The following is a 26,371-nucleotide window of genomic DNA, read 5'->3' as shown; positions in this document are numbered from 1 at the left end:
AATCTTAATCCCGTTAAAACAAACACCAAAAAGCTGAGGCGGGTGACAACCTCAGCTTTTTTAAAGCGTTACTGCCAATTAAAAGCCTTTTGCGCCTTCATCAGCGGTATAAAAGTTATGAAACGCGCTGTTGGCACCGGTGCGAACCAATTTGCCATCAACAATCGCACTGGCATCAAAATCAATGCCGCCACCTGCGCTTTCACCAGTTTTTAGATTAGGGAACGTTAGCGAGCGAATGGTTACTTTTTGGTTGGTCACTGAAACGCCTTGCTTGGTCATTTTGTTACCGCGCGGCTTAAAGGTTTCACCTTCAGCAACCATTTTGCTTGGGTCATCGTAAATGACATCAAAGCTTAGCACTTGAGCTTTGCTAATGTCCGCTTGACCGTTAACGACTGGGATTCCCACTAAAACCTTGCTGCCGCGATGAATCATTCGGTTGTCAATAATCGCCCCATTGTCCAATTTGCGAGCTTCAGCAGCAATTGAGCTGGTACGGTTAATTAGCATCACTTTATAACCGGCAACGGCTTTGGCAGCTTTGCCATCAAAAATATCCGCCACCAATTCAGGGGTGTGTTTTTGCTTATCAAGGATAATCCGCGCTGAGGTTTCAGAAATTGGTTGATTTTCACCGTTAATGGTTAAAAATCTTGAATCTTTATAGTCGCTTTTGGTCTGCATAATTTTGGTGCTGGCAGTTGTGCCAACTTTAGACAATGGCGCCGTGTTTTGACAGCCTGACAAGACTGCACTGGCACAAATGGCACTCAATGCGACTGCTTTTGTCACGTGCTTGCTGTTCAATGAAAACATAAGATAACCTCAAAAATAAAATTTATTGCCAAAAAAAATGCCATGCTTGGCAGTTACAGCGTGAGCTAAACGAAATGACGCTTGTCAAAGTTAACGATAAATGATGCTATTGATAAGCATTATCATATATATTATTATTACTGCAATGTAAGGAATTGTCAATCATTAACCTACTTTCTTCAATAACTCAATGTGGTACGACTCATGATAATGTTGCGCTCTTTTGGTCTCACATTAGCGCTGCTCGGAGTAGCAACGATGCCAAGCTTGGCGCAGCCCGATTTAACCACCCCTGTCGATATGACCGTGATTCATCAAGACTCAGGATTTGTATTTTCGCAAAAGACGTTTGAGTTGCCAGCGCCAAGCATTACCGCCGCTCAACCATTTGCTAAAGCGCTTATCGACCTTGCTAAGCCGCGTCACTATCACGTTTGGATAGCCATGCCCAATCCGCGTGAAATGGCACGCTTGACGCAAAACAGCACCAAGCCAAGCTATCATATTTTATATTTGCTTGATGGCAACGCGGCAATTGACGATATCGACAAATCCGTATTAGCCGCTAAATTAACCTCCACGCCTGCCGGTCAAGTCCCTGTTTTGGTATTTATTGGCTATCAAACGCCGTACCGATTTGACGTTACCGCGCGAGCTTATGACTTTACCCCGCCGCTACTTCGCCCCAACAGCACTCAAGTTGCCAACGCCTTTATTGAAACCGGTCGCGGTCGTCTCAATGGCGGCAGCGAAGCGTTTTATCAGTTGATTGAGCATAACATTAAGCCTTGGGTAGCCAGTCAATTGCAAGATTATCCCAAGCATGAGACGCTTTGGGGTCACTCTTATGGCGGCTTATTTGTACTTTATAACTTATTTTTGCACCCCAATGCGTTTGATAACTTTGTCAGCGCGGACCCCTCACTTTGGTGGCAAAATAGCGAGATGCTAACCTACTGGCGGCAGCATCAAACGCTGTCCAAATTTGCCACCACCAAACCGCTTCGGCTAGATTTTAGCGAATCAGAAAGCCAAAAAGATAAAAACGCAGCAACCAACGCTCACGAAAATAGCAAGCGTCAGTTTAGCGACGAGATTTGCAATTACTATCAACATTGCCAAGCCAACTTTTATCAAAAATCACATGGCGAGGTATTCACCCTCTCACTTTTAAACACCATCGAACAGTTTTAATCCCTAAAGCCTTTTCAATACCTAATTTACTACACCAAGCTGCTAAACGGCTTGGTGTATTTTTTTGCATAATTTTTAAGAAATTTAAAAACGACAAGACTTAAAAATGCCAATTTAATCTTGCTATTTTAAAATAAACGCTATAAGATACATTTTAAATGAATGTTATAGCTATTAATCACTCAACAACCTGCAATCTCAATCAAGGAAAAGGAAACCTCATGGCATCCCCACAAACCCTCGCTATCGTCAAATCAACCGTTCCTGTTTTAGAAGAGCACGGCGGCGCTATCACCAGTGTGTTTTACCAAAATATGTTTGCTGAGCACCCTGAGCTATTGAACGTTTTTAACGAAACCAATCAAAAACTGGGGCGTCAGCAAACCGCGCTTGCCACTACGGTTCTTGCTGCTGCCAAGCATCTTGAGCATTTGGCGGTCTTGATGCCACAAGTTACTGAAATCGGTCATAAGCACCGCGCGCTACAGATTTTGCCAGAGCATTATCCAATCGTTGGTAAGCACTTGCTTGGCGCAATTAAACAAGTGCTGGGCGATGCTGCTAACGATGACATCATCGAAGCTTGGCGCGAAGCTTATGATGAGATTGCTGAGGTGTTTATCAGCGTTGAGCAAAAAATGTATGAAGAGGCGATGTGGCAAGGCTTTGCAGCATTTAAAGTGACTGACAAAACCCTCGTATCACAAGATATTGCCGCGTTTAGCGTCGTTCCTGTTGATGACACGATTAAGTTAGATAAATTAAACTTAAGCGCAGGGCAATACATTACGGTAAAAACCAACCCAAAAAACAGCTCGCATTTAGCGCTTCGTCACTATTCGCTTTGCTCGACCAAAACAGACAATGGCATTCAGTTTGCGGTGCGCCGTGACAACCGTAACGACCATCAAGGCTTGGTGTCGAACTATTTGCATGATGAGGTGGAAGTTGGCGATACGATTTTGTTGTCCGCGCCTGCCGGTGACTTTGCGCTTGAAAAAGCGTTGATTGATCAAAATGAGGTACCGCTTGTGCTTATCAGCGCAGGGGTTGGGGTCACGCCGGTACTAGCTATGCTTGAAACACAAGTTGCCCAAAACCCGAATCGTCCGATTGTTTGGGCGTATGCTTGCCAAAATGCAGACAATCATGCCTTTAAAGCGCGCGTTAATAAGCTGCTAGACAGCGCCAATTCGGTTGAGCGGCATATTTTTTACTTTGAAAGCAAGAATATTTTGGATGAGGCTTGGCTTGCAAAGCTGCCCAACCCTGCAGATATTTATGTTTGTGGTTCAATGCCGTTTATGGAAAGCATGATTGATGGCTTGATGACCCTTGAGCATGGCGCAGATTTTGTTCATTATGAGCCGTTTGGTCCAAAAATGAGCTTGCAAGTCTCGTAAGCTGGTTTTAAAACGACAAATTGAGCTGAATATTTTTAACTTGACTTAAAAATATTCAGCTTTTTTTTGACTAAAAAATAAAGTTAACGACCCTCAGAAAAACGTTTCACGTTATCGTCACTGGCGTCATAAATGGCATCAAGCTGCGCCTCTGTTAAGTGCTTTTCGGCAAGGGGAAATAATTCGCGTTCCTCAAAGCGAATATGGTCATACAATAGGGTGGCAAGTTTACGAATCTGCTCCGCTTGAATTGGCTTACCTTGGCACTCAGCCGCTTGCATCAAAGTTAGCAGCGTTTCAAGTTCCCTGTGATGCTGATTTAAGGTCGTCAGCGCCGCCTCGATTTCAGGAATGTCCTTTTTATACGGCGATAATAACTTGGCTAACACATTATCTTCGAGCGCAAAATGCGCGGTCATGGTGGTCAGGTAAGTTTCAAGCGCTTGCCAATGCTGCAAAATGTCGTCAGGATTATCAGAGCAGTTTTTGGCGTGATTGGATAGATTGAGTCCTAAGTGGTGTTCTCGCGATAAGGGCTGCAATTGATGGGCGCGTTTCATCATACTCTCCTTGTTAAGGCGTTATTATCAGCATAACAAAAATCACAGGCTTTAAGTTTATTATTGTAAACAACCTTTTACAGGCATAACCGGCGGCGGCAAGTCAGTTTCATTCAGCGCTTCTAACAAGTTGATTTCAATGGTTCGTGACAGCGCCTCAAGCGGCAGATGGTTTGCCTCAAAGCCAAATGGGTCAACAAGCTCCTCACTTAACGCATCAAGACCAAAAAAAGTATAAGCCACTAAGGCGCAAATCAGCGGCGTTGCCCAACCTAACGATGACGCCAATCCAAACGGCAACATAAAGCAATAAAGATAGGTCGTCCGGTGAACCAGCAGCATATAAGCAAACGGCAGCGGCGTGTTTTGGATACGCTCGCAAGCAGCAAGAACGATGGTGATTGAGGTCAGCTGTTGGTCGATATTTTGCATCATAAGCTCAGTGACCAAGCGCTTTTTACGGCTGTTGCTTAGCTTTTTGCCAAGCAGGCGCATAATAAAATCGGGCAGGTTTTTGCTCTCGCGCATTTGCTGATGGTATTTTTCTTCAACAAACTTATCCACATCCTCCCAAGGCTCACTGTCGCGCAGCCGATGCCGAAGCGCGTGAACAAAGGCAATATTTAAATAAACCATCTCTTTTTGCGCTTGCCTGCCTTCTTCACTTCTGTCATCAATAAAGGACATAATTTGGCGGGTAAAACTGCGTGAATCAAACACCAGTTGACCCCAAAGCCCGCGCGCCTCCCACCAACGCTGATAGCTGGCGTTATTGCGAAAGCCTAGAAACAAGGAGAGCGCAATCCCAAGCAGGGTAAACGGCGCGGTGCTAAAGCTTGAAAACGAGCTTGGAAACTCATGCTGAATCCAAGTGACTAACGCACTGATGGCGGTGATTAAAATAATTTGCGGGTAAGTATGGGGGAGCACCGAACCGCGAAGGGCAAAAAATAACGTAAAGGCACTTAGCTTTTGCCGGACAATCATGACAACTTCCTAACGGCAAGAATTAAATAAGACCTCAAAGAATTTGAGACCGTCAATTTTACGCCGCCAATTATAACAAAGCTTATGCTGAATCAAAGATTAGTTATGTGAATTTAGCCTTTAACTTTAAACTGCCGCTGCCAGTGCCTCATGCTTAAGCCCTATCGCGCAAGGAACGCCGTTTTTATCGACTTCCTTAACCACTAACGACCACTCCTCATTAACAACGATTTTATCACCAGCAACTGGGGACGTTGCCACATTTGCCATTACAAATTCAGCCACCGTTTGCTGCCAAATACTTGGGGCTTTGGAGCTGCCAAGCTGTTTGGCTTCAGCTTTTTTTAAGTCCGCAAAAAATGGCAAATCGCCCAATTTAACATTCGGTGACAGCAGCCAATCGCCGTAAAAATCTTCAATGGCGCGCTTATCAAGCTTGGTGTCATTAAAAATCTGCGCAATTTGCCGAGCATAATCTCCGCGCATGGCATACCAAACAATATCACCAAATTGCAGTAGCGTATCCGCCTCAACTTTTACCAATCGACCGCTGCGAACCAAGGCAAATACCGCAATTTCATCAGGGCTAATCCGCTTTGAAATCGCTCTTGGGTGCCGTCCCATAGCAAACGCACCGGCTTTAACTTCAAACTCATAAAGAGTAATGCTTGCGGTATCCGACACCCAAACTTCGTGCTCCTCTTTGGGGTCATTGTTGGTTGGAATGCGAACTTTGAACCAACGTGCCATCACCGGAATGGTCGTTCCTTGTAAAATCAGCGACAGCACCACAACGCCAAAGGCAATATCGAACAATAAAAACGCTTCATCAATCGCTGCCATAACAGGGAGTATCGCAAGCGTAATCGGCACCGCACCGCGAAGTCCAACCCAAGAAATAAACGCAATCTCGCGGTCTTTAAATTTAAAGGGTCGCACGCTAGTATAAACCGCGATAGGTCTTGCCACCAAAATCATAAACGCCGCAATCGCCACTGAATAATGCCAAACATTGAGTACGTTTGAGGGCGTCACCAACAGCCCAAGCACCACAAACAATACCGCTTGCGACAACCAAGCAAAGCTGTCCATCACCCGAAGGACGTGTTCGGTCGCGCGAACCTTTTGATTGCCAATAATCAGCCCTGCCAAATAAACCGCCAAAAACCCACTACCGCCTAACAAATTGGTCGCGGCAAATACTGAAAGTCCGGCTGATAAAATCAAAATCGCGTACATGCCTTCAGCCAAATGCACCTTGGGCAGCATTTTTGCCAGCAAATAACCTGCCAAAACACCAACACCAAGACCAAAGCCTAACTGCTGAAGCAGCAACCCCAAAAAGCCAAACAGCGTTTGCCCTGCAGGGTCAACATTGAGCGCAATCAGTCCTGTGACCAGTAAAATCGCCAGCGGGTCGTTCGCCCCAGATTCCAACTCAAGCGTCGCCTGAACGCGGTCGTTGAGCTTAACGCCGCCGTTTCGCAATAGGGAGAACACCGCTGCGGCGTCCGTTGAACCAACAATCGCCGCCATTAATAGCCCAACGCGCCAATCGACATTAAGCAGCCAAGTGACAAACACCCCAAGCACCAAAACGGTCGCCACCACACCCCAAGTTGCCAAAACAATCGCCGGTTTTAGCCCCACCCGAAATGACTGAATCGACGTTCGCAATCCGCCATCAAGCAAAATACAAGCAAGCGCTGCCTGACCAATAAAATTAGCAATATTGTATTGCGAAAAATGAATCCCTAAAATTCCCTCCTCACCTGCCAGCATTCCTACAACCAAAAATAGCAACAACAGCGGCACCCCAAGCCTTGCCGACAACGTGCTTGCCATAATGCTTGTAAAAATAAGTACCGCCCCTACCAAATATAGGATATTTAACGTATCCATCACCACTGCCCTATCTGAATCTATTCACTCATGCTCTTGGCACTCCTTGCCGCTATTACCCCTTTTTTAGTGAGCTCCCCTATCTTTTATACCATGTTTCTATGCTTTAAGACTGACATTTATCTAATTACAGCATATTTTTTGACCCTAGCCTTTAAAAAAATACCTGAAAAATATTAATTATTGTTGACATTTAAAATCAAGGCTATCTAACAGCAAAAAAAGAGTCATTCGCGCTAAAAGTTAACTCCCTCTGAAAAAATTTTACTTTATTTAGGAAAAATAAATCCTGACTAATTGGTCAGCTATTGCCAATATAATCAAAAGCTTAGCCAAAAAAGGATAGCGACAAACCTTAAAAACAACCCTCAATTTATAAAAATGAGTGTTGTCCGAGGTTTCAAAGTGTGATTTACTGTGACAAAGCTTTAACAAACACCAAACAATTTGGAAATTTGCTTTACTGAAAAATTGCTTTGAACGTTTACTAAAGCTTTGATTTTGGTTGTTTTAACCAGTTTTTTACCACTGCTTTTAGCTATTACTAACTTTCTTGTGACATCAAGTGTATCTTAACAGGACGCTAAGACTCATCTTGATAAGCCAAAACTTGCCACTTCACAAGAAAGCAACGACTGTACATAAGGGAGTACGACTGTGCGTTTTGACTCATCAAATTTTGCTTCATCTGCTATCAAACCACTTGCTATAGCTGCAGTTGCCACTATCGCGATTGCCGGCATGAGTAGCGCCCAAGCCAAAACTTTATTTAAAGACACCAGCATCACCGCACTTTATGGCGATGGCTTTAAAATGGTTCCTAACAATGAAACCGCCTCTTTAACCACAATGACCCTTGAGCATGCCTCAACCCACGACTGGGGTGGCATCTTTGCGTTTGTTGACCGTCACCAAGGCGATAAGTACGACCTAAAAGACGCAAACGGCAATGTGATAGGCTCTAAAAACTATAGAGAAACGTTTGGTAAAGTATCGCCAAAGTTCAAAGTAGCAAGCTTTAACGACAGCTTTGTAAAACAAGTGAACTTAGCGGGCGTTTATGAGTTTAGCTCAAACAGTACCGGTTTTGGTCAAGACAACCTTTGGCTTGGTATTGGCGCGGACTTAAATATTCCGGTTCCAGGAATTAAATACGCCTCAGCAACCCTTTATCACGCTTTTAATAATGCCGAAGCGGCAAGTGGTGTAAAAACCAAAGGTGACGACCAAAAAATCACCTTAACCTCAGCTTGGGAAAAAGATAACGTCTTGATCGACGGTTATGTTGATTTTGCGTTTAACAACGAATTTGATAATGTTAAAAACAGCATCCACTTCAACCCACAGATCAAATACAACATCCAACCAATGCTTGGTATTGACAACCGCTTAGAAGTTGGTGTTGAATACGATTATTGGAACAACAAATTTGGTATTAATGGTGTAGATCAAAATGCAGTTGCTGCATTGGTAAAATACCATTTCTAATTTTAAAAATACTTTTGAAAAAGTATTGACATCGTTAAAAAAGCGCGTATAATACGCCTTCATCATCTGACGATGACTTAAGCGGGATTAGCTCAGTTGGTAGAGCACGACCTTGCCAAGGTCGGGGTCGAGAGTTCGAGTCTCTTATCCCGCTCCAAATTTTAAAAAAGCCTCACTTCAAAGTGGGGCTTTTTTTTGTCCGAGTTTTAAGGGCTTCAGCGTTTTTTGTTAAAATAACTTTTGAGTGATAGTTAAGTTTAGCTAATGAGTTAAAATTACAAAAACCAACACCGTGACCAAAACGTGACCATTTCGTGCCCACGCTATAAAACCCCAACTATATAACTGACCCCAACTTAATAAATTTTTTATTAAAAAATTTCAAATAAATTTAATCTTTGGCTTAATTTGTAAGCCGGTTTATGACGAAAGTAAAATACGATCTTACCATCGTATTTACAAGTCTTAAAATTTTCTTGAACCTTACATTCATTCAAATTTTAAATACTAGAACATCATTTCTCCTTCTCCTCCTTACTTATTTCTTCAGTATCAGGTCTATAAACAAATAAATCACCTACCTGAACTTCTAAAAATTCACAGAGCTGATCAATAGTATTAAAGTCAATTCTTGAGGATTCATCATTATATAGTTTATGCAAAGTCGATTTGCTCATTCCTGTTGCTCTCACTACATCTGCCACGCGTAGCTTTTTCTCAGCCAAAATAATGGGGAATCTAGAAACAATCATAAATTTTTACCTGTTTTCGGGTAAAAATGCTTTACATCACCGTAAAAAGGTAATATAGTACATAAATAGCTTATTAATTACCTCTTTAATGGTAATTAATATTCGCTTTAGTAGTTTAGCATTTTTACAAAGTGATAGAACATTTCTTATTCTATCACTTAATCCAAGTAGTTAATAACTGAAAAGAGGTAAATATTATGAGCAATACTTATTTAACAACCGATGAACTGGCTGAGCGCATCAAATACGATCCTCGTACCATCCGCAATCAGCTTAAAGACACGGTACTGATTGAAAACATTCACTACATTCGCCCTTTTGGAGGTCGCAAGATCTTATACGTCTGGGAGCGAATCGAAGAGGATATGTGCAAACCTGTCATGAGCGCTATTAATGGGATGGCGCTGCAATAATATAAGGAGAGTTACCATGGCTACTATGCGAGGACGATTTGGAAAGTTAGTCGTCGACTTCCGCTACTTAGGAATTCGCTGTCGAGAAAAAACAAGTTTAGACGACACCCCCGCCAACCGCAAAAAACTGGCTAAGATTATCGAAAAGATGGAAGCTGAGATTACCTTGGATCTTTTTGACTATTCTGCTTATTTTCCTAAAAGTGAGCGGGCTCAAGAAATGGCGATGCTTGCGGATCGGGCTCAGGCTTGCCTCAGTCGCAATCCTAGCTTTGCTCAGTTTGCAGGGCTTTGGTTTGATGAAAAGAAGATTGAGTGGCGACCAAGCTATCAACAAAAAACTCAGACCATCATTGATAAGTATTTATTGCCTTATTTTGGGGCTAAGGCGATTCATTTGATTAAAAAAACAGACTTGCTCACCTTTCGTAGCTCCCTCGGCAAAGTGCGCTACGGTAAAGACGGTCAGTCAAGTCTGTCAGTAGCACGAATCAACCAGATCATGATACTGCTTCGTATGATACTACAAGAGGCGGCCGATCGCTATGAGTTTGAGATGCCGTATAAGAACATTAAGAATCTAAAGCAGGCCAAAGCTGATGTGAATCCGTTTACGTTGGATGAGGTTTGGCAGATTTTAACGTATGTTCGTAGCGACTATAAGCCCTACTACACCACTCGGTTTTTTACGGGAATGCGTACTAGCGAGATTGATGGTCTTAAGTGGGACTGTGTGGATTTTGAGCGCCGGGAGATTCAGGTTAAAGCGGCGCTGGTGGATGGGGAGATGGGACCGACAAAGACGTTTGGTTCTTATCGTGATATTGCCATGTCGCAATTGGTTTATGAGGCGCTGCAAGAACAAAAGCGCGCAAGCTTTGGCAAGTCAGAGTTTGTATTTTGTAATTCTCAAGGTAATCCTTTGGAGTATCGCAATGTAAATCGGCGGGTTTGGAAGCCACTGCTGGCGCTTCTTGGTCTGAAACACCGGCGGGCGTATCAGACTCGGCACACAGCAGCAACGCTTTGGCTGGCAGCGGGGGAAAATCCTGAGTGGATCGCTCGGCAAATGGGTCACAGTAGCACGGAGATGCTGTTTCGGGTGTATAGCCGCTATGTTCCTGACATCACGCGTCAAGATGGCTCAGCGATGGATAATTTGCTGATTGCCAGTCAAGAAAGGGTGACTTCTGCCTTTATTGATGAGGGTCATGATGATGAGGGTGATCATGGCAAAGATGGCGATTGCTCAACTACGGCTACCGAAAATCAGGCGGTGACTTATGAAAATGATTGATTTTGAGGCGCTGTTTGGCGCCGCTTATCCTGATAAGGTGATGGATGACGCCAATCTGATTGCCAATCGGTTGATTTGTGAGCTAAAAATTCCTTTTGGTAACTCAATGGCTTGTTTTTTAGGGGTCAATCCAAAGCTTGATAATCACCAAGCGCTTCGAGTTTGGGTGCAAAAGCGGTTAGCGGTGCTATCAAGCGATGTGATGGATGAGTGTTATGGGCAGCTGCAACGCGAGCTTTATGAGTGTCTGCCTTCGTCTGATGGCCATTTTTATTGATAAGGAGGGGTGATGAGCGTCAAACTTCAGCCTAATTTAACCCAAACCGCTTGGGAGCTTCGACTTTGTCAGGACTACTGGTCGTTTGATAATAACGGCGGATTTATTAGATTTGTCAATCAGCTTTGCTTAACCTATGGCATCAGCGCTCAGGTGTTGTTTGAGACTGTCGCTCAGTGTTATGCCTGTTTGGATGATGTTTGCTGCAAGTACTGCGGGGGGTTCTGCCCTGTTGAGGTACCAGCGGATATTCCCTATTGGCGATCAAAAGACAGTTGGTGCTGCGCGGTTTGTGAAAGTGCGCTTTGGCGGATTCCAAATCATAGATGACGCTAAGCATCAAGCTGATACCGATTAAACTGTAAAGCCAAACCGCAATAAACGGTTTGGCTTTTTATATTTGCTGTTTTAATTGATGATTACTTATGGTTAGAGACCATCCCAAATATGGGCAATGGCGGTTTTACGCCGATACAGAAACTCAATCAGGCAGCTTAATTCTATTTATTAATTGTTTTAGGTTTGGGAGGATTACCGGCGAAGCAGCAAGATATATTCTTAAGCTATATTGAACCTGGCAAGCCGCAGCAAAATGCTTATGTTGAGCGCTATAATAAAACGGTACGTTATGACTAGCTGAACCAAGAGTTATTTACCAGTTTAGATCAAGTTCGTCAGCAGGCAGAGCATTGGCTATATCATTATAATCATGAACGCCCGAATATGGGCAATGGCGGTTTTACGCCAATACAGAAACTAAATCAGGCAGCTTAATTCTATTTATTAAGTGTCTTAGGTTTGGGAGGATTACCAAACCTTCTCATAGTATTGTTATTAGCATATTTTGGTTGAAACTGTCGTGAGTCTGCCCAGTTAAATCTCAAATGTTCAAATCTCTCAAACTGCTGAATGCCTTTCCCCATTTTCACATCCGCACCAACCCAACGGAACTCACGTCCAGGCATAAAGTTAATGCCTGATAGCTTTACGCCGACACTGTCATGAACGATAGGGTTGGTCACTACACAGTATCCCACCCTTTTTTTGCAATTAGGTTGTCATCAAACCTAATGCCTGCTTTTTTCGCTTCTTGAATAACCCACATCAACGATACATCAGACAAGTCGCCTTCTTTATACCCACCACCAATGTCTGAGTGGGCATCTAAAAAAACCAGACATAATTCTTATCTAGCTCTATGAAGACAGTCAAGTATTTCAAAAACGTAATCATTTGGATAACCACCAAGGTAACGCTGGATCTAAATAAAGTATGCTATCTTCTTCAGTAACACTCATGTCATAGTGGAATGTAATGTCGTAATAAACTATCGATGCTCGCATCCTATTAATAAAACTCATATCATCGTGATACTTCTGCATCATTTGCCTTGGATAAATGGTATAAGTATGCCAGTCTATTTCTCGCTCCATAGCCACTCGTTCAGCCTCTCGAGTTTTTTTGTATTGAGGTTGGTTATATATTTGCTCTCTGAATGCCTCATCTGCTTTTAAGTATTCATCCAGTGTTTTAAAGTTCCTATCGTCCGGTCCATTTTCATAAGCCTCATCGGGTATAGAAGGAAAGCGTTTATCCGCTTCCTCATCAGATACCCAAAGACCGTAGCGAACCTCTATTTTTTCAGGTAAAGGCTGGTCTTCATCAAGTACACAATGCATGACTTCAAGCTCACCGTTTGTACAGGTAACTGGCGTAAGCGGCTCAATGATGATTTGCGGCTTTGTATAATAAGAGGATAATTCAGTTCCTGACTGCTTTGAGACGAAATCCCCCTGCCATAAACCAATTTTAAGCGTAGGACCTCTTGCAACTTTGTCAGTCAAACCAATTTTGCTACAAGAGATAGATAATATACTGATACTGATCAGCAGAACTCTTATTAAGTTTGTCATGCTTATCATCCCTATTTAACATTGACTTTTAGAGCAGTCAAACCATAGCCATTACTCTTTAACCATGCTACGTAGCCATTAATATTTATGTGTTTTTCTCCTTTTTTGCCATATAAAATCGTTGGATTACCTTCTGCGTCTTTTTCTTTTAAATTAGCTATTCTCTTAGTTTCGTCACACATGACTACTTCACCACAAACAGGATGTCCTTTCAACGTTTGATCTACTCTGTTGTATTCACGAGTCCAACGTTCTATTTCCTCAAACCTCGTCATAGTCTTCTTATTGTCTTTTGGCTGAAATTGTCGTGAGTCTGCCCAGTTAAATCTTAAATGTTCAAAACTCTCAAACTGCTGTCTACCATCGAACATTCTTACATCAGTACCGACCCAACGGAACTCGCGACCAGGCATAAAATTAATTCCTGATAGCTCTACGCCGACACTGTCATGGACAATAGGGTTAGTGACATTATTCCACCCTTTTTTCGCAATCAAGGTGTCATTAAACTTAATGCCTGCTTTTTTCGCTTCTTGAATGACCCACATCAACGATACATCAGACAGATCGCCTTCTTTATAACCGCCGCCAATGTCTGAGTGCGCGCCTAAGAACCCACGTTCTACTCGATTCGCTGAATTTGCATATCTTTTTGCTTGAGCTTGATTTTCGAATATAGAACGTCCATGAAAATGAGCACGGTGTTCGTTAACCGCTACAGCATGGACGACCTTTTTAAAATTACTCGGTATAGATAATGACATTCCAAGCCTTTTCATATCAGCAACATCGTCATCACGATTTGCACCATAAGAAGGCACCGTATCCCACAGCCCCATAAAGTTAAAACTGAAATCAATATTACAGTTGCTCTTTAACCATGCATTATTATATTTCCATGGTATTTCAAGAGACTGTCTTCCCGCCCCTCCCACTTGACGTGACACTAAAATTGTTTTATTTTTGCCAGACATAAGATCTTGTACTTTAGAAGCAAACATACGAGCCGAGGCTGCACCCCGACTAAAGCCAACAATGTCTAAATCAATTTTAATAGGCGTTTTAGGTTTGTTTTTACCTGTATGAGTGGAAGCCACAAATTCTAAATAGGTATGCAAATAATCTACCATTTTATTCACGCGGCTAACAATAGATAATCCAGTTCCACCATCACCTACTGGCGCAGTAATACCTGAATACTGATCGGTTGTACCTGCGCCTGAGATATAAAATGCATTTTGACTCGCAAAGCTACCAAATTGCTTTTTCTGACCCTTAAGTAAGCTGGTTGGAAAAACTGGTTCATTGAGCTCTTTACGGTAAGCATCTCTAAACTTCACTACATTAGAACGTTCGTTATTACCATAATCCTGATTCCCCGTTCCATCAAAAGCAAACAATAATAATCCTGGTGGATCGATAAAGTGCGTCGGTGTCGCATTCACGTATGTATATAAGTTCTCACCTCCTGCTAAGCCTAATGGATCAGCGGATAGATAACGACCTGTGTCTTGGTCATAGTAACGCCAATGGTTGTAATAAAATCCTGTCTCAGTATCTTCATACTGACCCGGAAAGCGCGCGTTTAGCTCGTAGCCATTGTCTTTGGTGCTGGTATTGATACTACCGTCTACCTGACCACCGAAGGCAGTCGGTTTAAACTGCCATTTGAGCGCGTTAGTCTCGCCATCTCGTACTTGACGCGGACGACCTAGATAGTCGGTGATGACATAGTCGATCGTTGGATAGGCTGTGTCTTCATTCCATAGCTGACTCACCCAGTTTGAGGTGCGTTGCCATAGCGAAACGTTTGGTTGCTCTGATGTCATCAGCTTGCCATGATTACCTTTTGGATAGTCCATCGTAGCGGTTAAGGTGTTACCGATATAGAGGTAATGACGGATGATGTTGCCATCGCTATCCAGCTCATGCTGGAGCTGGCTGTCCTCATAGACGTAATAGCTGATCTTTGGCGTAGTAAGTGGTTTATTGTCCTTTTGATAGACTATTTTTTTGATGCGTTGCCCGTCATCGTTGTAGGTGTATTCTGCAATGAGCTTCTCTGACTTATCTTTGACTTGGCTCAGCTGTCCAGCTATGTAGCTGAGCTGGTAGTCGCCGTATTGAGTGGGCAGTCCAGCAGCATTATAAGCAATGCTTTGAACACTAATGTTTTGATGATCTGAGTTTTGAGCAATAGGCACGATAGCAGTTAAACGACCCTTATCATCGTACTGGTATTTTTTGAGCACTTGAGTATCATCAGTGCCTAATATACGATTGCCAAGCTCGTCATAAATATAACGTGCTTCGATAGTATCATTATCGACTTGATCGGCTGCTTGCTTACTAGCGGCTTTCACTGGGGTAAAGTTATTGTCTAGCTCTGCAGGCTGGTAAGCGCTATTGATAAGATGATACTGGCTGTCATATAGGTAGTTATGATCCGTTGGCTTGGCTTGATAGTCAAGCTCGGTGACTTGACCGACAATACCGTCAGAATTACGCTGCCATTGTTGACTGAATAATGGCGTCACATCATCTGCACGGGCTGAGCGGATAAAAGGATTGTCACCAGACTTTGGTAGACTGCGGTAGCTTAGACCTGAGAATTGACCATTGTCATTATAGAAATGACCCATAACGATGTGTTGTCCTAGCTGATAGCTGGTTTGATTGATACCAGAAGCTTGATGGGTACTTTGGCTATAGATAGTGGTCGCTCTAATATCATCAGGTGCTTTATAGCGAATTTTATTATCGTTGCCTAATAGTTCTATACCATCAGGTAAAGTAGAGCCTACCATACTGCCATCTTTATCATAACGATAGCTAGTGATTAATGGTTTGGCAAGGTCAGCTAAGCTAAGACGCTTTTGGATAACATGGCCTTGATTGTCATACTGATACTGAATCTGCTGATTATTACCTTTGGCACTAATCAATTGATCGTTATCATCGAACTCCCAAGCTACTTGCTGTACGATTTTACCTTCTTGTATAACTTTTTTATTTGTTTGACGACCTTTTTCGTCATATTGATAGCTAATAATAACGCCATTTGCTAATTCAATATTGATTAACTGATCTCGAGCATCATAACGATATCTATTGCGCCCTGCTGTCTTACTGTCTATGTAGGATATACGTCCAAAATCATCGTAACTATAGTCAGTAGTCATATCATTGTTTTGTTGGACACGAGTTACACCTGACTTTATCGATTTAACGGTCGTTCCTTTTATACCTAAAGCATCCCAAGTATTGGGTAAAACATACTCAGTAGTTTCTGAGCCCTTTTTTTGCATCAAGATATTTTCGCCACTAGCGCCTACTATATCAGCTACTTTACCATCACTACTATAATTAACAGAGACTAACCGAGTATCATCCCTACCCACACCTGTAATTCGACTTTTGGCATCATAAAGATAACTAAGCTTATCAACATTATTATTACTAACGCTGTAGTCTACAATAGGTCTACCTTCTGTATCCAAATGACTGAACATGGCTCCTTTTGGCGTTAACTCTCCAAGATGACGTCCAGCATCATCATAAGCGTAGCTTGCGATAAAGTTATCTTCTAGATCACTGACGGTAGTAATATCACCTTTAGTGTTGCGCTGATACTTGACGCCATTTAAGAGTTCTCCATTGAGGTAGCGAGAAACAGATATAGGAAGCTTGCTATCGCCATACTCAATCTTAATAGTCGTTGTCTCTTGATTATTTTTACGCTCTATTACAGTGGTTTGACCATCTGCATTGTGTTCAAAAGTAGTCATCTCGCCAAAGTTAGGTTTTGCAGAAGTTTTTATACTGCCTTTAGCAAACCAAGTATAGGCTTCTATGATTATAGGTTTACTATTAGGATTATTATTATCTCGTAAAGACACTTGGCTCAGGTTACCTTTATCATCATAAGTCAAAAGCTGAGTACGAGAAATGGCTAAACCATCAGGAGTATAACCAAACTCTGTCTTCTCAACAGGTCGTCCTTGCTTATTATAAACATAACTTATGCCAGTCTGCTTATCGGCTGCTACACTGTCCTGCCACTCTTTTACAACAAGAGCGAATTTATAGTCTTTAGGATCATTAGAGAGGTATAAATAATTAATACTAACCTGTGTAGATGTATTGTCACTATTAGAAATAGTACGTCGAGTGACCCGCCCGAGCGTATCAAACGCTATGACTGTGGATGACACCACTTGTCCCTGATCATCAAGCTGACTGGTTTTGGTCACCCGACCCGCCTTATCATACTCGTAGCTGACATTAGGCTCACCGCAGCTCACGCACCCCGCTCCTATCACCGACAATAGCTGAGCGTCCCCATTCATAATGCGGTAACGGTAGTCCGTGGTTTGTCCCACACTATTGGTTATACGGTTGGTAAAGATATGACCTGCTTTGGTTGGCACCACGGTATCAGGATCAAAGGCGATGCTGACTTTTTCTATACCGTCTTTATGAGACGAGCTAATCGCTCGATCATAAGCGTCATAGGTCCATTGACTGATCAGCTGCGCTTGGTTACTTTCATAGCGGTATTTGGCTGTGAGGTTATGTTTGTCATTGGGGTCTTGATAAGCATAACCGGTTCTATCACCATTTGGTGAGACTACTTGAGCAAGGTTGTTGTTCTTATCCAAAAAGTAGTGCCAAGTTGTACTTTGCTGAGAGGGCTTATTGCTATCGTTCTTGCTGCTCGGTCTTTGATTATGAGTACTACTGCTGACGGTGACTCTAGGTAGACCGCTTGTGGTAGTTTGATAGCTAAATTTTAGACGATCACCTAAATGATTGTTCACTTGGGCAAGTTTGCCATCGATGCCGTAAGTTAGTGACCAGTAAGGACTGCTTGGGTCACTCTCCCGTTCGGTCACCCGAGAGAGTTGACCAAATCGCTGAAGTCCAAGCTGGTTGGTGATGTCGGTTTGTTTGTGAATGATAAATTCAAATTTCTTGCCTGTGGGCAGGGTCCAAACCCAAGCAGCTTTGCTAGGATCAGTGCTTTGGGTGCGCTCCAAGTAGCCAAGCTCAGGCTTATGGGCGGTATAGCGAGTGACAAATAAGGTAGAGTTGTCAAGCGCTGTAGCCGTTTTATAAAAGTCAATCTTGCGACCATCGGCTTGGAGGATGTTTATCTGATTGTCCGTGTCTTGCAGCTGCATGTCGTAGTCATGACGCCAACCTATACCTAAGATGCCGCGCTGGGTGCTTTTTGAGTTGTAGTAACGATTAAAGCTGAGCGCGTATTCATCTCCTCTCATTTGTATGTCGCTGGCAGATTCAAACTTATTGCCCGTCAATAGGTTGTGAACCGCCCCGACTATATCGGAGAGTGTTTTACTTGAGTCAGACAGCCATGCCTGACAGGGTTAAATTATCATAATACCGTTTTTCAAACTCAAAAGGTGACACATAACCAATCGTGCTATGCAATCGTGTTTTATTGAACCAGTCCACCCATTCAAGGGTTGCCAGTTCAACATCATTAACGCCAGTCCAACTCTCCTTTAGATACTTAATCACCTCAGACTTATAGAGTCCATTGACCGTTTCAGCCAATGCGTTGTCGTATGAATCGCCTGTTGTACCAACAGAAGCAATAACACCGCTGTCAGACATCTTATCAGTATAGCGAATAGATAAGTACTGAACCCCTCGATCGCTATGATGGATCACATCTTTGGGATTATTTCTATCTGCTATTGCTTGGTTCAATGCCGCCATTACCATATCAGTATTCATGCGATTAGAGACTTTCCAGCCCACAATAGCGCGGGCAAACACATCAATGATAAAAGCAGTATAGACCCAGCCACTCGTTGTCTTGATATAAGTAAAATCTGCAACCCACAGCTGATTAGGACGATGGGCATTAAAGTTGCGATTAACCAAGTCATCAGCACGCTTTTGATCGTCACGGCTGTTGGTGGTCATCTTACCCTTACCGTGCCAAACCCCCTGCAGACCATACTGCTTCATTAACCGCTCTATAGTGCAACGAGCCACCTTTAACCCATCCGCTTTCATCTGCTGCCATACTTTACGAGCGCCATAGCGGCATTTGCTGTCCTGCCAGATGCGTTTAATCTCACTAATGTAGAAGTCGTCATGCTGACTGCGTAATGAGCGCTTCTCAGGGCAGTCCTCTAAGTCTTTAGCACGGTAGTAGGTTGATGGGGCAATCGGTAGGACTCTACAAATTGACTCGATCCCGTATTGATATTTATGCTCATCGATAAACCTAACCATTGTCTTAGTCAGCGGTCGAGCTCCGCCTGGGCGAAAAAAGCAGCCGCCTTCCTTATGATTTCATTGGCTTGCTTAAGCTCTCTATTTTCGCGTTCAAGCTCTTTAATACGCTGTTCCTGACTTTGAGCTTGTACCGATGCAGGAATGGTTTGATCTATATGCTTTTTATGCCATGACCGCAGGGTTTCAGGCGTACAGCCAATCTTAGGTGCAATGGCTTGAATGGCTGACCATGTAGAGGGATAGTCGCTTAATGCTTCAATCAGCATGCGAACGGCGCGCTCTTTAATCTCGGGGGTGTAGTGTCGTGTTTTCATCGTTGTATTCTCTCAGAATATTAGGTCTCCGACAATTCCGGGGCGGTTCACTAAGTTCTTTTATTTATGCTCATATTATATTTAAATAATTATTTTGAAACTTGCGCCAAAACCTCACTCCAATGGTCTGTTAAAGACTGCTTCTCAATATATAGCCATCTAATAATAGCCAGTTGAAAGCGTACATAGTCAGCATTCATGGTTATAGGGAACTTATTCTCTTCTTTTTGCTCATTCGTTTTCCAGTAAGGAGAGCGAATAGTATTAAAGACATCGTCGAATATTTGCTTTAATTCAGCATCTACCTTATCTCCAGACTGCTGAGCGATCAATAAGGTGTTAATTTGCACTGTCCAATTAAATAAATCTTCAACATAGCTAAATTTCTTTTTGATATTTAAGTGCATTTTGGCATCTTGAAACTGACCTGCTATGATCAAATTCCAAACATTCAATATATACCTGCTTTGAGTGACATCTTCCCATAATGTTCCTTTGTAGGTTTTAAAGTTTTCTAGTAGATCAACGCTAAATTGAAACAATCTAGCATTATCTATGGTTTCATCTGTTAATACAGCATCGAGAAATATTTTATCGATAGATATGATTGGCTTAAATAAGTCAGTAAATAAATCTTCGTCGTTCCAACGTTTCGTTTCGTTTTGTGATAATTCTAGTATCTTATTAGCTATCTTTAAAGCTACTTTAAAATAGGCGATTGCAACTTGTTTATCGAAGTTAGCGTAGGTTAGGTATAGTGCTGTATTCAAATAATCATTAACTGAAAAATGGGGGCTAAAGGTTTGATGAACCTCTTCTTCAACAAATGATTTATTGAATGTGTTAACTGTTGAATAATAATATTCTGCTTCAGGCAATATCCTCAATTGTAATGTCTTATTCCATTGACTTTTACTCTTTTGAATACTGTTTTTTCTAAATACATTAAACATAAAAACCTCTATTGATAGTTTCGAAATTTAGTCACTTATTTTTAAGGTAAAATTTCTGGTAACTCAATTATTCGTGATAAAGGCATTCCCATACTCTTATTCGCTTTATTTATGTTTGTCGCTGATAGTTTAGTTCTAGAACTAACGTAGAGTTCAGTTTCATAATTTCTATTTCTAATTTGCGCTAATACCTTTTGATACTGAGAATCAGTAAGCCTACTTCTATAGTCAGTTCACTTTAAAAGAGTTATGGTTTGGATGAATGTCATAAAACAGCTTTGATAAGTCATTTTCTATCCAACCTTGTCTTAAGAATTTTACTTGAGCCCACTTGTTTTCGATAAGATTTAAGTCAGGACTGTAAGGCGGCAGCCAAAGGATACGATGACCATGACGGTTGAGCAGTTTGGCAATGCGACGGTTTTTGTGAAAGGAGGCGTTATCCATAACAATCACACATTTGGTTTTAAGGCTTGGAATCAGTTTGTACTTGCACCAGTCATAAATCACCCGCCAATTGACGTTCTTTTCAATGAATTCTAGCGCAAACAAGGCCTTTTGATATAAAGCTCCGATGACGTTGGTACGTTTTTTGCCTTGCCAATTGTCGCTGTCGATACAGGGCTTACCTATCGGTGCATAACCATATGGTCTTATCGTTTCATGCTCAAAGCCACTTTCGTCCATATAAACGATGGGAAAGCCTTGCTGTTTGAAGCACTGAAGCTTGGCTTCAAACTCAGCTCTTTTCATCGGGCAAGCGTTTGGGTGTTCTAAGGTCTTTTTTTTTGCTGATTCCCAAGCGCTTTAATGCCTCACAAATCCCTGAGGCACTGCAGTTCAAGCGGGCAGCACGTTCGTAATGATAGCTGTCGGGATAGTCTTCAACGTCTTTACGCAACGCATCATCGGGTATCTTTCGCGCGGTGACATTGCGAGTGGTTTTACTGTGAAGCCGCTTCTTCCACTTTTGAATGGTGGTCGGGCTGATGTCATAAAATACGGCAGCTTCAGCAAAGGTCATGCCTTTATCTAAGCTTTTAAGCACTTGTTTGCGAAAGTCTAAGGAATAGGTCATGATTCATTGAGGTGTTAGTTAAGATGTTTTATTTTATAACATTTTTAGGGTGATTTGGCTATATTAGCATTGATTACATCTCTTAGTCTTCCTTCATTTATTTCAACTTGTCTAGTCCCTTTTGCTCCTCCCCCAAAAGCGGTTAAAGCGCTGTTGTAACCATTATTTGCCTTAGCCTCCACTATTACTAGCTTACCGTTTGGTCTTAAGTAAGCATAATCAAATCCATTACCGTTGCCAGCTTGCGGTGTCCAAGTAGCTACAGGCTTTTCAGTTTCTTTGATAAATTTTTCCATAGCCGCTACGTGTAACTTTTCTTTAGCTAAATTCCATTTTGGGAATTCTTTAGAAGCTATCACACCTCTACCAGGAGGTTCTTGCCAAGAGTAACGAGAACTGGCAGAAAACTTAGGAATGATCTTACCGCTATTGTCTACAAAAGGCTTCAAAGCTACTAAGCTTGTACCTTTTAAGGCTACACTTGTTCTCCCTCTTCTTTGAGTAGCTTGTCTGATATAGCCTGTAACAGCACTATCTTTATATAATGCTTTGGCATCATCTATATATTTACCAAAGCTTTTAATGAACGGTATTGCCTTATTTATCACGGTAGCGGAACCGAAACCAACTAAGGCATTTCTCATACCATCCGAAAATATCTTTCCTGCAGCCTCTAGATCGGCATAACACGTCGCTGTATAAGTTTTAGATATAAATTTAGAAAACGCCCAGACAAATTGTGCGGCGGCAATTACTTTCAATGGTCCTACTGCAGCAGCCAAGGTTGCTACTAAAAACGCATCAACAACTTGTCCTACCCCAACAAAATGTAGTGCCCCCCATGTGGCAAACGCTCCGCCAACTACAGTTAATGCTGTTTTATTGCTGACAAGCTTTAAAAGCTCATTACCGAATTGGGCAAATGATGCATCTAAGCCTTTAATTCCAATAACACTAGAATGATATAGCTTGTCAGCAAAACTATTGTAGTCTACTTTGGGCGCAAGTCCATCCGGATCACTAACTGAATGCGGCTGATTGAGAGCAAAGGAAAATAAGTCAGGCCCTGCTGCTAGTCCTAATGGATCAGGGGTGAGATATTGCTGATTTAGCGCGTCATAATAACGGTTAGTATTGTAGTGCAGACCACTTTCACTATCATAGTACTGATTAGATAGGCGTAAGTTTAACTCAAATGTGCTTTTCGCGTTGATACTGGCATAACCAAAGTCTTCATTATCCGCTTGCCACACCAGTTTACTGGTGTTATCAGTGACCGCTATCGGCGCGTTTCTATGATCGGTGTGAATGTAATACAGATCGTTTTGTTGTAGGATAGCAATGGGCGTTTCATTCAGCCAAATATACTGTTTAAGATTCCTCGCCGTTTGAGTAGCTGAGTCTGTAGTTTCGGCAATAAGCTGATTGCCATCATAGAAGTAGTAAGTAGTTTTGGTCTTAGCACCTTGATTGCTATAGATAGTCTTGGCAATACGTTGATTAAAGGTGTTATAGCGATAGCTGGCGACAGGTATTAGCTGCCCTGTCTCATTAATACTGGTAATCTTAATGAGTCGGTTTTGACTGTCGTACTGGTAGTGCTGATTGCCTTGCCTGACCGTTCTGCCCCATTCATCCATTTCAGAGGTTTGACTGATTTGTTCAACGATGTCATTTTGTGGTACGGTCAACGGCTCTGGGACACGATTATAGAGGACTTGATCAAGAACTTGGCGAACTTGTTGACTGACAGCGCTTTGAGGTTGAATAGCCTCACCTATTTGCCCACTGTGGGTTTGAGCGACTTGCTCAGGCTCTAATTGCTTTTGATCGGGATCGTAGTTGAGGGTGGTTTGCCCAACTTTAGGATTACCAGCTAAAACAGTGCGACCGTTTTGATCCTTTTCCACAAGGTTGCTAATGCCGTTACCGAAGTTAAAGCGCTGCATAAGACTAGTGTCACTGTCTGAATTAAGACCTGTGATAATAGGTTTGTCCCAGACGCCTTTTAAATAAATGCCGTTTAGAACGCCGACCTTTTTCTTGTCCTCGCTATTGTAGGTGTATTTGATGACTTCGCCACTGGGTAGGGTTTTGGACTCAACGCGACCTTGATCATCATAGCTATAGCTGAGCGTAAAGTGCTGGTCATTAATATTTTGAATATGGGTTAGTAGCTGAGCGTTCTCATTGTAGCTAAAACTCTCTTCGCCATCAGGATAAATAATGGTAATAGGTTTGTTGTGCTTGCCCCATTCAATACGGTGCTGCTCAACGCTTCCATCGGGTGATGTTACGCTAATACCAGTAATGCGCCCGATAGTATCGCGCTGATAGGCTTGAGTGTTTAGGGGTGATTGACTACCGATAAGTAAGCTGTTTTGATTATAATGGTAGGTGCTAATGCCCGTAGTAGGACTATTCACTGCCACAATGTTGCCAAAGTCGTCAGCCGTATAAGTGGTAATTAGCCCTTGAGCGTCTGTTTGCTCTATCTGCGCTTGCACAAATGTGGGAGTCTGATTTATTAGGACGCCTATTCTCTCATAAGGATTAATAATAACGTCAGGACGTGCACTGTTGCTTTGTCCATCTTTAGCGATGGCTTGGATATTGGCTAATAGCTGTTGCTTCGTCGCATTATTAGCCGTTTTAAACTCAGTTTTCTGCTCTACTTTGCCATCAACTAACAAATTAGCAGCGGTTAGATTACCTTCAGTATCACGAGTCAAATCAATCTGCGCCTGTTTGCCATCGCTCATACCGATGATTTGCCCACCAGCATCATACTGATAGCTGAGTATCTGACCGAGTGGATCAGTGATCTGCTGGATTCTACCTAAGGGGTCGTAGCCGATGGTACTAACTTTTCCTGCTTGATTGCTTTGGATAACTTGACCTTGGGCATTGTACTGATAGTGATTTATTGTGCCGTCTATATCAGTTAAGGTAGTCAAGCGACCCTGAGCATCATAGCTCATCGATTGCGTCAGACCCTCAGAATAATTAATACGAATAAGCTGACCCTGATTGTCATATTGATAGTGTGTTGTATCTTGACTGCCCTGCAGAGGACCATCCACTACTATCAGTTGTTGCTTACCATTGATACGCTCATAGCGATAGCGAGTTGTACGGCTGATTGGCTGTGCTTGACTGATTGCAGTTACAGGTCGGAACCCTTGTTCTGTCAATGACACCACGTTACCCGACGCATCATAGACGAGCTTAGTCTGTGAGGTTTTGCCTTCAACCACACTGGGACGACTGATCGAGGTCGGTTGCATCGGGAATTTTTCATCGTCATAACCCTATGACAGCCATGTTTGCAGCTTACTGCTACCTGTACCCTGCGTCTGCATAACTTTAGTCGTTCGCCCAAGCGTATCAAACGCTATGACTGTGGATGACACCACTTGTCCCTGATCATCAAGCTGACTGGTTTTGGTCACCCGACCCGCCTTATCATACTCGTAGCTGACATTAGGCTCACCGCAGCTCACGCACCCCGCTCCCATCACCGATAATAACTGAGCTTCCCCATTCATAATGCGGTAACGGTAGTCCGTGGTTTGTCCCACACTATTGGTTATACGGTTGGTAAAGATATGACCTGCTTTGGTTGGCACCACGGTGTCAGGATCAAAGGCGATGCTGACTTTTTCTATACCGTCTTTATGAGACGAGCTAATCGCTCGATCATAAGCGTCATAGGTCCATTGACTGATCAGCTGCGCTTGGTTACTTTCATAGCGGTATTTGGCTGTGAGGTTATGCTTGTCATTGGGGTCTTGATAAGCATAACCGGTTCTATCACCATTTGGTGAGACTACTTGGGCAAGGTTGTTGTTCTTATCCAAAAAGTAGTGCCAAGTTGTACTTTGCTGAGAGGGCTTATTGCTATCGTTCTTGCTGCTCGGTCTTTGATTATGAGTACTACTGCTGACGGTGACTCTAGGTAGACCACTTTTGGTAGTTTGATAGCTAAATTTTAGACGATCACCTAAATGATTGTTCACTTGGGCAAGCTTGCCATCGACGCCGTAAGTTAGTGACCAGTAAGGACTGCTTGGGTCACTCTCCCGTTCGGTCACCCGGGAGAGTTGACCAAATCGCTGAAGTCCAAGCTGGTTGGTGATGGCGGTTTGTTTGTGAATGATAAATTCAAATTTCTTGCCTGTGGGCAGGGTCCAAACCCAAGCAGCTTTGCTAGGATCAGTGCTTTGGGTGCGCTCCAAGTAGCCAAGCTCGGGCTTATGGGCGGTATAGCGAGTGACAAATAAGGTAGAGTTGTCAAGCGCTGTAGCCGTTTTATAAAAGTCAATCTTGCGACCATCGGCTTGGAGGATATTTATCTGATTGTCCGTGTCTTGCAGCTGCATGTCGTAGTCATGACGCCAACCTATACCTAAGATGCCGCGCTGGGTGCTTTTTGAGTTGTAGTAACGATTAAAGCTGAGCGCGTATTCATCTCCTCTCATTTGTATGTCGCTGGCAGATTCAAATTTGTTGCCCATCAATAGGTTGATGGGGTTGCCGCCACCTTGATTGGCCTCAATCGTATCTACAATTGAAGGACTTCGATCCACTGTACAAGTATCTGGTGTTCCTGAGTTGCCGGTACTATTACAAACGGTACTGGTGGTGCTCGCGAACAGCTCATTTAAGCTTCCATTTCGAGCAGCTACGGATTGAATACTTATAAGAATGGCAACAATCGCAACTATTAAATCTAGACGCATATAAAT

The 26,371-nt window shown here is 42.7% G+C and carries 21 protein-coding genes, 1 tRNA gene, 1 pseudogene and 1 other annotated feature; of the genes and pseudogenes, 9 read left to right on the top strand and 14 right to left on the bottom strand.

Annotated elements, in window-relative coordinates; translation table 11 throughout:
* Nucleotides 1-78: 78 nt before the first annotated feature.
* Nucleotides 79-819: a hypothetical protein gene (locus ACZ5XY_RS10720; RefSeq protein WP_464741528.1), complete on the bottom strand. Its 741-nt coding sequence runs from the start codon at nucleotides 817-819 to the stop codon at nucleotides 79-81.
* Nucleotides 820-1,023: 204 nt separating this feature from the next.
* Between ACZ5XY_RS10720 and ACZ5XY_RS10715 the strand changes: the two genes are divergently transcribed.
* Nucleotides 1,024-2,013: an alpha/beta hydrolase gene (locus ACZ5XY_RS10715; RefSeq protein WP_464741526.1), complete on the top strand. Its 990-nt coding sequence runs from the start codon at nucleotides 1,024-1,026 to the stop codon at nucleotides 2,011-2,013.
* Between the two features lie 221 nt (nucleotides 2,014-2,234).
* The gene (locus tag ACZ5XY_RS10710) at nucleotides 2,235-3,416 is read left to right on the top strand and encodes a globin domain-containing protein (protein WP_464741524.1); all 1,182 of its coding nucleotides are present in this window, start codon (nucleotides 2,235-2,237) and stop codon (nucleotides 3,414-3,416) included.
* A gap of 83 nt (nucleotides 3,417-3,499) precedes the next feature.
* On the opposite strand, the gene ACZ5XY_RS10705 is transcribed toward ACZ5XY_RS10710, so the two are convergent.
* From ACZ5XY_RS10705 to ACZ5XY_RS10695, 3 genes are all read right to left on the bottom strand, one after another.
* Entirely contained in the window at nucleotides 3,500-3,979 is a 480-nt protein-coding gene (locus ACZ5XY_RS10705) for a hemerythrin domain-containing protein (protein WP_464741522.1), read from the bottom strand.
* Between the two features lie 57 nt (nucleotides 3,980-4,036).
* Nucleotides 4,037-4,963 (bottom strand): bestrophin family protein, encoded by a 927-nt coding sequence (locus ACZ5XY_RS10700; RefSeq protein WP_464741520.1) that lies wholly within the window; start codon nucleotides 4,961-4,963, stop codon nucleotides 4,037-4,039.
* A 126-nt stretch (nucleotides 4,964-5,089) separates the two neighbouring features.
* Nucleotides 5,090-6,865, bottom strand: a complete 1,776-nt coding sequence (locus ACZ5XY_RS10695; RefSeq protein WP_464741518.1) for a potassium/proton antiporter — start codon at nucleotides 6,863-6,865, stop codon at nucleotides 5,090-5,092.
* A gap of 657 nt (nucleotides 6,866-7,522) precedes the next feature.
* Here ACZ5XY_RS10695 and ACZ5XY_RS10690 point away from each other — a divergent pair.
* On the top strand, nucleotides 7,523-8,353 hold the full coding sequence (locus ACZ5XY_RS10690) for a DUF5020 family protein (protein WP_464741516.1): 831 nt from the start codon (nucleotides 7,523-7,525) through the stop codon (nucleotides 8,351-8,353).
* A gap of 81 nt (nucleotides 8,354-8,434) precedes the next feature.
* Nucleotides 8,435-8,510, top strand: a tRNA-Gly gene (locus tag ACZ5XY_RS10685).
* A gap of 358 nt (nucleotides 8,511-8,868) precedes the next feature.
* On the opposite strand, the gene ACZ5XY_RS10680 is transcribed toward ACZ5XY_RS10685, so the two are convergent.
* Entirely contained in the window at nucleotides 8,869-9,105 is a 237-nt protein-coding gene (locus tag ACZ5XY_RS10680; RefSeq protein WP_464741514.1) for a helix-turn-helix domain-containing protein, read from the bottom strand.
* Nucleotides 9,106-9,302: 197 nt separating this feature from the next.
* Between ACZ5XY_RS10680 and ACZ5XY_RS10675 the strand changes: the two genes are divergently transcribed.
* The 5 genes and pseudogenes from ACZ5XY_RS10675 to ACZ5XY_RS10655 form a co-directional block, all read left to right on the top strand.
* The gene (locus tag ACZ5XY_RS10675; protein ID WP_443576147.1) at nucleotides 9,303-9,518 is read left to right on the top strand and encodes a hypothetical protein; all 216 of its coding nucleotides are present in this window, start codon (nucleotides 9,303-9,305) and stop codon (nucleotides 9,516-9,518) included.
* A 16-nt stretch (nucleotides 9,519-9,534) separates the two neighbouring features.
* A complete protein-coding gene (locus ACZ5XY_RS10670) occupies nucleotides 9,535-10,815 on the top strand; it encodes a tyrosine-type recombinase/integrase (RefSeq protein WP_464741512.1) in 1,281 nt (426 codons plus the stop codon).
* Nucleotides 10,802-11,092 (top strand): hypothetical protein, encoded by a 291-nt coding sequence (locus ACZ5XY_RS10665; RefSeq protein WP_464741510.1) that lies wholly within the window; start codon nucleotides 10,802-10,804, stop codon nucleotides 11,090-11,092. The genes ACZ5XY_RS10670 and ACZ5XY_RS10665 overlap by 14 nt, the downstream gene beginning before the upstream one ends.
* Before the next feature lie 12 nt (nucleotides 11,093-11,104).
* Nucleotides 11,105-11,422, top strand: coding sequence for a hypothetical protein (locus ACZ5XY_RS10660; RefSeq protein WP_464741508.1), 318 nt, complete (start codon nucleotides 11,105-11,107; stop codon nucleotides 11,420-11,422).
* Nucleotides 11,423-11,644: 222 nt separating this feature from the next.
* A pseudogene (locus ACZ5XY_RS10655) lies at nucleotides 11,645-11,866 on the top strand (integrase core domain-containing protein); the annotation flags it as partial.
* Nucleotides 11,867-11,868: 2 nt separating this feature from the next.
* Here the strand turns inward: ACZ5XY_RS10655 and ACZ5XY_RS10650 are convergent.
* The 9 genes from ACZ5XY_RS10650 to ACZ5XY_RS10610 form a co-directional block, all read right to left on the bottom strand.
* Nucleotides 11,869-12,114: a hypothetical protein gene (locus ACZ5XY_RS10650; RefSeq protein WP_464741506.1), complete on the bottom strand. Its 246-nt coding sequence runs from the start codon at nucleotides 12,112-12,114 to the stop codon at nucleotides 11,869-11,871.
* A 207-nt stretch (nucleotides 12,115-12,321) separates the two neighbouring features.
* Nucleotides 12,322-13,005 carry a hypothetical protein gene (locus ACZ5XY_RS10645; RefSeq protein ID WP_464741504.1) on the bottom strand — a complete coding sequence of 228 codons (684 nt, stop codon included), beginning with the start codon at nucleotides 13,003-13,005 and terminating at the stop codon, nucleotides 12,322-12,324.
* 11 nt (nucleotides 13,006-13,016) lie between these two features.
* The gene (locus ACZ5XY_RS10640) at nucleotides 13,017-18,287 is read right to left on the bottom strand and encodes a phospholipase effector Tle1 domain-containing protein (RefSeq protein ID WP_464741502.1); all 5,271 of its coding nucleotides are present in this window, start codon (nucleotides 18,285-18,287) and stop codon (nucleotides 13,017-13,019) included.
* 85 nt (nucleotides 18,288-18,372) lie between these two features.
* Nucleotides 18,373-19,592 (bottom strand): IS3 family transposase gene (locus tag ACZ5XY_RS10635; protein ID WP_464741500.1). Its coding sequence is split into 2 segments (ribosomal slippage): nucleotides 18,373-19,307 and nucleotides 19,307-19,592, totalling 1,221 coding nucleotides; the frame shifts between segments, so codons are not numbered across the junction.
* Nucleotides 19,201-19,317, bottom strand: a sequence feature (AL1L pseudoknot). It overlaps the preceding gene by 117 nt.
* A gap of 89 nt (nucleotides 19,593-19,681) precedes the next feature.
* Nucleotides 19,682-20,545, bottom strand: coding sequence for a hypothetical protein (locus ACZ5XY_RS10630; protein WP_464741498.1), 864 nt, complete (start codon nucleotides 20,543-20,545; stop codon nucleotides 19,682-19,684).
* A gap of 228 nt (nucleotides 20,546-20,773) precedes the next feature.
* On the bottom strand, nucleotides 20,774-21,298 hold the full coding sequence (locus ACZ5XY_RS10625; protein ID WP_464741094.1) for an IS630 family transposase: 525 nt from the start codon (nucleotides 21,296-21,298) through the stop codon (nucleotides 20,774-20,776).
* A complete protein-coding gene (locus ACZ5XY_RS10620) occupies nucleotides 21,285-21,623 on the bottom strand; it encodes an IS630 transposase-related protein (RefSeq protein WP_464741096.1) in 339 nt (112 codons plus the stop codon). The genes ACZ5XY_RS10625 and ACZ5XY_RS10620 overlap by 14 nt, the downstream gene beginning before the upstream one ends.
* A 44-nt stretch (nucleotides 21,624-21,667) precedes the next feature.
* Nucleotides 21,668-24,910 carry an RHS repeat-associated core domain-containing protein gene (locus ACZ5XY_RS10615; RefSeq protein ID WP_464741496.1) on the bottom strand — a complete coding sequence of 1,081 codons (3,243 nt, stop codon included), beginning with the start codon at nucleotides 24,908-24,910 and terminating at the stop codon, nucleotides 21,668-21,670.
* Between the two features lie 24 nt (nucleotides 24,911-24,934).
* Nucleotides 24,935-26,365: a DUF6531 domain-containing protein gene (locus tag ACZ5XY_RS10610; RefSeq protein WP_464741494.1), complete on the bottom strand. Its 1,431-nt coding sequence runs from the start codon at nucleotides 26,363-26,365 to the stop codon at nucleotides 24,935-24,937.
* Between the last annotated feature and the right edge of the window lie 6 nt (nucleotides 26,366-26,371).

The organism is Psychrobacter sp. GTC18467, from assembly GCF_055397455.1.
Note: the sequence above shows the minus strand (reverse complement) of the source record. Positions and strands in the feature narration are given on the sequence as shown.